Below are 6,612 nucleotides of genomic sequence, written 5' to 3'. Positions count from 1 at the left end.
ACGGGCAAAACGGACACTGCTAGCCGTCGTCGTTCATCGCATCCGTGTGTGAGCGCCCTCACCGGCCGGGATCCGACGGCATCGCTGACGGGCCCGCCACCGTCACACCGGGTCACCACCGACCGGCCGCCGTTGAGACCCCCGCCACACCCCGCAGACGTGCCCCCGCCGGTCCGTGCGTTGACGGATGATGCGTGGTGCTGCCGGGAGCATCCCGGCCCGGTGCCCCGCGGCACCGAGGCACCGAGGGGGAGATTGTGCGATTCACCGGCCGGGTCCCCGGCGTCCTGTCGACCATCCTTCTGGCAGCGGGAGCCGTGGCCGCCCCGCAGGCCGGTGCGGCGCCCGCCGCACCGTGCTCGGGCGGCCGGGTGCTGGACGTGGTCGCCCACCACGACGACGACCTGCTCTTCCTGGCCCCCGACCTGATCCACGACCTGGCGAACCCCGACGTCTGCGTGCGGACCCTGTTCCTGGTCGGCTCGTACTACAGCCGGGACGGCGTCTCGGCGCATCCCACGGACGCCGACAAGTACGCCTACATGGAAAGCCGTGAGGCCGGCGACCGCGAGGCCTACCGGGCGGCCGCCGGCCTCCCCGGCGACTGGCAGCACGCGCCCTACTCGGCGGCGGGCGTGCGGGCGACGACCTGGTCGCTGGGCGGCCGGATCTCCACGGTCGAGCTGCGCGTGCCCGACGCCGCCGCGTCCAACGACGCCGGCACGATGTTCAAGGGCCAGCTGTGGGCGCTGTACGCGGACGGCCGGGAGGCCTGGCCCGTCCCGGGCGCGGACGCGCCGGTGCAGCAGCGGCTGAGCCGCGAGCAGGTCCTCGCCTTCGTCCAGGGCGTCATCGACGACTACGGGCCGACCGTGATCAACACCGAGGATCCGTCGGCGGACCACCAGCGGAGCTCCATGGACGGGAACTTCCACCCCGACCACGTCGCGACGACCAGGCTGCTGCTCGGCGCCCTGAACCGTCGCGGCGGGACCTGGCCGCGCATGACCTACTACCGGGACTACCTGGCCCGGGAGTCGGCCCCCAACCTGGACGGCCCGGCGCAGGCCCGCAAGCAGCAGGTCTTCGAGGCCTACTGCCCGTACGACGACGAGATCCACCGCGGCGGCACCTGCCGACCGGACTACGCCGACTGGTACCGGCGCCAGTACTACGCCGACTCGACGTGGCGGGGCTCCTACATCCTGCCCATGTCCTACGGCGTCGAGGACCCGAAGCTCGACCAGCGCTACCGCGTCGTGAACCGCTCCACCGGCCTCTACCTCGACGTCTCCGGCTCCTCGGTCGCCGACCAGGCCCCCCTGCTCGGCTTCTCCCCCACCGGGAACCCCAACCAGGCCTTCACCTTCAGGGCCGCCCTGGGCGGCTGGAACCTGCGCCCGGTGCACAGCGACCAGTGCCTGGACGTGACCGGGTCGAGCACCACCACCGGCACCCCCCTGATCCAGTTCCACTGCACCGCCGTCACCGTCGGCCCCGCCGACGTGTCACTGATGTCCAGCCCCAACCAGGCCTTCCGCGTCCGCGGCGACCGCACCGGCGGCTACACCATCACCAACGCCAATTCCGGCCTCGCCCTCACCTCCCCCGCCCGGGCCGGAGGATCGGTCACCCAGGCACCCGCCGCCGGCACCCCCGACCAGCTGTGGGACCTCGTCCCGGCCTGACCCGCGCCGTGGCGCCCCGGCCGGCTCATGACCCGGTGCGGCACGACCCGGTGCAGCAGCAGGGCCGGGCCGAGGGTGCCGGTGGGGCGGTCGCGGACGGCCGGTGGTCGCCGTCGGTGAGGCGGTCGGGGCCGGCGGCCTCGCGGGCGCGGGCGGCGATCTCCCGTCGGTGGCGCTCACGGCGCAGGGCCCGCTGGAGTTCGGGGTCGTCGTCCGGGTCGTAGAGCGCGGAGGCGGTGGCGGCGACGTGGTCGTGGATGCGCTGCCATTCGTCGCGGGCGGTGGCCGCGTGGAGGGCGGCCTCCTCCCCGGCGTCGGTGTGCCGGTAGGCGGTGCGCTGGATCCTCCGGGCGGCGGCGAGGGCCTGGGCGATGGCGCGCGGGCTCGTCCCGGCGGCCCGGAGGCGGACCCGGTGCCGGACGTCGCCGAGCAGCCCCTGCTCCCGGTCGTCCGGGGATTCGCCCGTGGGCGTTACGGGGCGCCGGCACGCGGCCCGGCGGCGTGCCCGTCCGCCGACTGCGGGCCATGGTGTTCTTCCGCAGGAGGTACCGGAGCGGCCGCGGAGAAGGACGTCGCATGGTGTGGGTCGGCAGGTCCTCGGAGCTGGTGCGGCGGGCATGGGCGGTGAACCGGCCGCTGGCCGTCACCGCCGGCCTGATGGCCCTGATGCTGGTCACCGCCCTGGTGGGCCTCGTCGCCGATCCCCGGTCGGTCACGGGGCAGCCCGCCTGGGCGAAACCGGCCCGCTTCGCGCTGTCGATCGCCGTCTACTCCCTCACCCTGCTGTGGCTGCTCACCTTCGTCCGCGGCCACGATCGTCCCGTGCGGGTGGTCTCCTGGACGACGGCCGTGTCGCTGACCGTCGAGATGGCCCTGATCGCCGCCGCGGCGGCGTCCGGCACCACCAGCCACTTCAACTTCGGTACGGCGACGGCGACGGCGGTCTGGATGACGATGGCCGCCTTCATCGTCGCCACCTGGGCGATGGCCCTGGCGACCGTCGTCCTGCTGCTGCGCCAGCGGGTGCGGCCGCCGGTGTTCGCGTGGGGGCTCCGCCTGGGCATGACGGTGTCCGCTCTGGGCATGGCCGTCGCGTTCCTGATGACGCTGCCCACCTCCCGGCAGCGCGCGGCCGCCGCGCAGGGCCACGGTCTGCCCGTCGTCGGCGCGCACACCGTCGGGCTCGCCGACGGCGGCCCGGGACTTCCGGTGACCGATTGGAGCACCCTCGGGGGCGATCTGCGGATCCCCCACTTCGTCGGCCTCCACGCACTCCAGGTGCTGCCGCTGATCGGCTTCCTCCTCACCACCAGGCCGCGCGGGGTGTCCGCGCGCCACCGCGTCGCGCTGATGTGGATCGCCGCGCTGGCCTACCTGGGCCTGGTTCTCCTCCTCCTCCGGCAGGCGCTGCGCGCCCGGCCGCTCACCGCCCCCGACACGGCGGCCGCGGCCGCGTTGCTCGCTCTCGCGGCCGCCACCGGGACGGCCGTCCTCGCGGTCCGCCGCCACGGCCGCGGCACGGAAAGCCGTTAGGCACCCGCGTCACCGGCCTGAACCGCCGGTGCCCCGGGGGCGCCGGGGTTGTCCCTGGGCGTGCGTATCGTCCGGGGCGGCAGGTACCACGGACGTGAGAAGGAAAGGGGCGGGCATGAGCGAGGTCCGGCAGGAGACCCGCGAGTACCTCGACGGGCTGTTCACTCCGGGTGTGCGGATCGGCGGCGATCCGCACACCCCGTACAGCTGGATCGAGATCGCCGAGCTGAAGGAGGTCACCACGATCCGGCTGCCGAGCGGGCGGCTGGTCGTGGACTCGCCCTGGAGCACCGGGGCGCCGCGCGAGCTCGCGGTCCGCGTGCCGCCCGGCGAGTACCCGGTGGACGTCTCCTGGGCCGACTGGCCCCGCCTCGCCGACGGCTACTACACCGAGCACCGGATGTGTGCCGCGACGCGCCTGCGCGTGCGCGACGAACCGGTGGCCACCTGGCAGCTCGCCCTCGGCGTGGGCGAGGACCCGGCGCTGCGCTCCGCCGGCGCGGGGTACGACGCGGAGGAGGCGATGGGCTGCTTCGCCGACGCCACCGCCTGGCAGGCGCTGACCGGGCCCTTCCGCCAGGGTCCGGCGGCCGAACGGGGCACCGAGGACCTCTGCGAGGGCCACTTCGAGCTCCTCCGCGACGAGGAGCACCGGGCCGACCTGCTGACCTTCGGCGTCCCGGAAGGCTGGGGGCAGGTCTGGGAGGGCCTGGCCCGCGACGGCGGGATCGCGGCGATCGTCGCACCCGGCCCGGTGCCCACCAGCCCGTGGGACTGAGCGGTCCGGCCGTCGTCCGCGGCCGGGCGCGGGCGGCCCGTGCCGAGGTCAGCCGGCTTCCGGTGCCGGGCCGGGGCGGGCGGTGCCCGCCATCGCCTGGGCGTGCAGGCAGGCGCGGGCGTGCGACAGGGCCGCGGCGGCGCCGCGCAGGTGGTGGTTGACGACGGGGAGCAGGGTGCCGCGCAGGCGGTCGGCGGTGTGCAGTGCGGCGGCGGCCTGTTCCAGCAGCTCGCCGGCGCGGTGTATGGCCTGGCCGCGGTCGCTGGCGCGGTACTCCTCGGCGAGGGCCGCGGCGGCATGGGCGAGTTCGCCGACGCCGGGGTCTTCGACGGGTTCGGCGCCGAAGAACTCCAGCACGGACGCCAGTTCTGCCAGCCGGGCGTTGCGGCGCTTGTCCCACCAGGTGCTCACGTTGCGATCATGCACCACGACGCACCGCGATGTGGGGGGAACGGGTCAACTTCCCTGCGCGGGGGAGAATCCGGCCCGCCGGGGTGGGTGACCGGCGCTTCCGGCCTCCGGGGGCGGCGCCGGGGGCGTACGCACGATCGGCGCGCGCCCCCAGGACGGCGCGCAGCGCCGGGCGGTGCGGGATCCCTCCGCCGCCCGCACCGGGTCAGTAGCCGTCGTACGGCTGGCAGCCGGGGCAGACGTCGATCTGCACGCCGGGTGCGGGGCAGGGGTAGAACCAGCCCGCGAGAGCGGCCCGTTGGTGGATCAGCGGGCCGTCGGTCTCGGCCCTGCCGTCGTGGAAGACGGCACCGCACCCGCGGTCGCAGGTCATGGTGCCGATCGGGCGGGTGTCGGCCCCCGCGAACGTGACAGCCATCTCGGCTCCTCTCTCCCGGCTGTCAGTCTGCCGACCCCGGCGGGCGGTGAACAGGCCGCGGCGGAAGCGGCGCCGCCGAGGTGGGCGCGGGCGCCGGGCCGCTGGGCTGCTGGGCCGAACCCGTAACGAAGTGGACAAAGTAGGATGGCTGAACTCCCGCGCTACGCGCGAAGAGTTCCATAAATGTTCTATTTGCCCGTTTCATTCTCCCGCTTCACACGCACGGAGCCACCCTCATGGACAACCTGTCCACCGTCGACGTCGACGGCGCGATAGAGACCCGCGGTATCGAACCCGTCCCGGACCACGAGCGCCGGGGCAGAGTCCGCGAGCTCTTCCCGACCTGGGTCGCGGCGAACATCAGCGTCCTGCTCCTCACCATGGGCGCGGCCCTGGTGGTGTTCAACCAGTTGAACTTCTGGCAGGTCCTGATCGTCGCCGCGTGCGCCGCACTCGCCTCCTTCGGCATGGTCGGCGTGCTGTCGGTCTCCGGGAAGTGGGGCGGCGCCCCGGGCGCCACGCTCTCCCGGGCCACCTTCGGGGTGCGCGGCAACCTCTTCCCCGGCGCGATCCTCTGGGTCGCCCGGTTCGGCTGGGAGACGATCAACGCCGTCACCGGCGCCTACGCCGTGCTGACCGTCCTCGACCTGATGTTCGGCGTCAAGAGCAACACCGCGCTGATCGTCATCACGCTGTTCGCCTTCGTCGCCTGCACCTTCCTGGTCTCCGGCATGGGCCGCAAGGCGCTGAACGTCTGCAACACCTGGTCGACGTACCTCTTCGGCGTCTTCAGCGTCCTGGTCCTGGGCTACCTGATCGCGACCATGAACTGGAGCGAGGTCTTCTCCAAGCCCGCGGGCACCACCGCGATGATGATCGCCGGCATCGGGACCATCGCCGCCGGCGGCATCAGCTGGGTCCCCACCGGCCCGGACTTCGCCCGCTACCTGCCGCACTCCGCCTCCGGCCGGAAGATCGTCGGCGTGACGGTCTCCGGCGCCGGCCTGGTGATGGTGCCGATGGTGCTGATGGGCGCCGTGATGGCGGTGGCCTCGCCCGGCCTGGCGCAGGCCGCGGACCCGGTCTCCTTCCTCGGCGACCTGCTGCCGACCTGGCTGGCCGTGCCCTACCTGCTGACCGCGATCGTGGGCATGCTGCTGATCAACAGCCTCTCCATGTACTCGGCCGGCTTCACCGCGCAGACCATGGGCGTGAAGCTGCCGCGCGCCACGGCCGTCAGCATCAACGCCGTGATCTCGCTGGTCGGCGGCCTGCTGCTGATGCTGGTCGCCAAGAGCTTCCTGGGCTCCTTCATCACCTTCCTGATCCTGCTCGCCGTCTCCTTCTCGGCCTGGATCGGCGTCTACGCGGTGGACATGTTCCGCCGCCGGTCGCGTGCGGTGCGCTACGACGCCGCCGCGCTGATGGACACCAGCAGGAACAGCCCGTACTGGTACAAGGCCGGCTTCTGCTGGCAGGCGATGGTCTCCTGGGTGCTCGCGCTGCTGATCGGGCTCGCCTTCACCAAGTGCGACTGGTTCGCCGGCCCGTTCTCCGACACCCCGATCGGCAAGTACGGGCTCGCCTGGGCGGCGACCATCGTGATCTCCGGCGCGATCATGGCCGTGCTCCCCGCGCCCCGGGAGAACACCCCCGCCGCCACCACCGCCGAGCAGCCCGCCGACGTCCCGGCGGAGCGCACCGAGCGGGTCACCGTCTGACCGCACGGCGCGAACCCCCGTACGCCCCGGACCGCCCGGGTGCCGGCTCCACCGAGCCGGCAC

At 73.6% G+C, this 6,612-nt stretch carries 7 protein-coding genes; 4 read left to right on the top strand and 3 right to left on the bottom strand.

Going from position 1 to position 6,612, the window contains the following annotated elements:
• Positions 1-257: 257 nt before the first annotated feature.
• Positions 258-1,688, top strand: a complete 1,431-nt coding sequence (locus ACFVHV_RS42805) for an RICIN domain-containing protein (protein ID WP_380359151.1) — start codon at positions 258-260, stop codon at positions 1,686-1,688.
• A gap of 25 nt (positions 1,689-1,713) precedes the next feature.
• Here ACFVHV_RS42805 and ACFVHV_RS42800 read toward each other — a convergent pair whose 3' ends face one another.
• Positions 1,714-2,307, bottom strand: a complete 594-nt coding sequence (locus tag ACFVHV_RS42800) for a hypothetical protein (RefSeq protein ID WP_380359148.1) — start codon at positions 2,305-2,307, stop codon at positions 1,714-1,716.
• On the opposite strand from ACFVHV_RS42800, the gene ACFVHV_RS42795 reads away from it, so the two are divergent.
• Together ACFVHV_RS42795 and ACFVHV_RS42790 are read left to right on the top strand one after the other, a co-directional pair.
• Positions 2,265-3,221, top strand: a complete 957-nt coding sequence (locus ACFVHV_RS42795; protein ID WP_380359145.1) for a hypothetical protein — start codon at positions 2,265-2,267, stop codon at positions 3,219-3,221. The genes ACFVHV_RS42800 and ACFVHV_RS42795 overlap by 43 nt on opposite strands.
• 115 nt (positions 3,222-3,336) lie before the next feature.
• Entirely contained in the window at positions 3,337-3,999 is a 663-nt protein-coding gene (locus ACFVHV_RS42790) for a DUF4241 domain-containing protein (RefSeq protein ID WP_380359143.1), read from the top strand.
• Positions 4,000-4,047: 48 nt separating this feature from the next.
• Here the strand turns inward: ACFVHV_RS42790 and ACFVHV_RS42785 are convergent, their stop codons facing one another.
• Together ACFVHV_RS42785 and ACFVHV_RS42780 are read right to left on the bottom strand one after the other, a co-directional pair.
• Positions 4,048-4,410, bottom strand: a complete 363-nt coding sequence (locus ACFVHV_RS42785) for a hypothetical protein (protein WP_359915108.1) — start codon at positions 4,408-4,410, stop codon at positions 4,048-4,050.
• Positions 4,411-4,615: 205 nt separating this feature from the next.
• Positions 4,616-4,828 (bottom strand): hypothetical protein, encoded by a 213-nt coding sequence (locus tag ACFVHV_RS42780; protein WP_359915105.1) that lies wholly within the window; start codon positions 4,826-4,828, stop codon positions 4,616-4,618.
• Positions 4,829-5,064: 236 nt separating this feature from the next.
• Here ACFVHV_RS42780 and ACFVHV_RS42775 point away from each other — a divergent pair, with 236 nt between their 5' ends.
• The gene (locus ACFVHV_RS42775; protein ID WP_359915102.1) at positions 5,065-6,549 is read left to right on the top strand and encodes a cytosine permease; all 1,485 of its coding nucleotides are present in this window, start codon (positions 5,065-5,067) and stop codon (positions 6,547-6,549) included.
• Positions 6,550-6,612: the final 63 nt, after the last annotated feature.

The organism is Kitasatospora sp. NPDC127116 (assembly GCF_042677365.1).
In the GTDB taxonomy this organism is placed as follows: Bacteria; Actinomycetota; Actinomycetes; order Streptomycetales; family Streptomycetaceae; genus Kitasatospora; species Kitasatospora lactacystinica.
This window is presented reverse-complemented; position numbering and strand designations above follow the sequence as displayed.

Bases quoted from the DNA above. Each gene is read 5' to 3' on its own strand.
- ACFVHV_RS42795 (WP_380359145.1), top strand. From the start codon at position 2,265: ATGGTGTGGGTCGGCAGGTCCTCGGAGCTGGTGCGGCGGGCATGGGCG.
- ACFVHV_RS42800 (WP_380359148.1), bottom strand. From the start codon at position 2,307: ATGCCCGCCGCACCAGCTCCGAGGACCTGCCGACCCACACCATGCGAC.
- ACFVHV_RS42790 (WP_380359143.1), top strand. From the start codon at position 3,337: ATGAGCGAGGTCCGGCAGGAGACCCGCGAGTACCTCGACGGGCTGTTC.
- ACFVHV_RS42780 (WP_359915105.1), bottom strand. From the start codon at position 4,828: ATGGCTGTCACGTTCGCGGGGGCCGACACCCGCCCGATCGGCACCATG.
- ACFVHV_RS42775 (WP_359915102.1), top strand. From the start codon at position 5,065: ATGGACAACCTGTCCACCGTCGACGTCGACGGCGCGATAGAGACCCGC.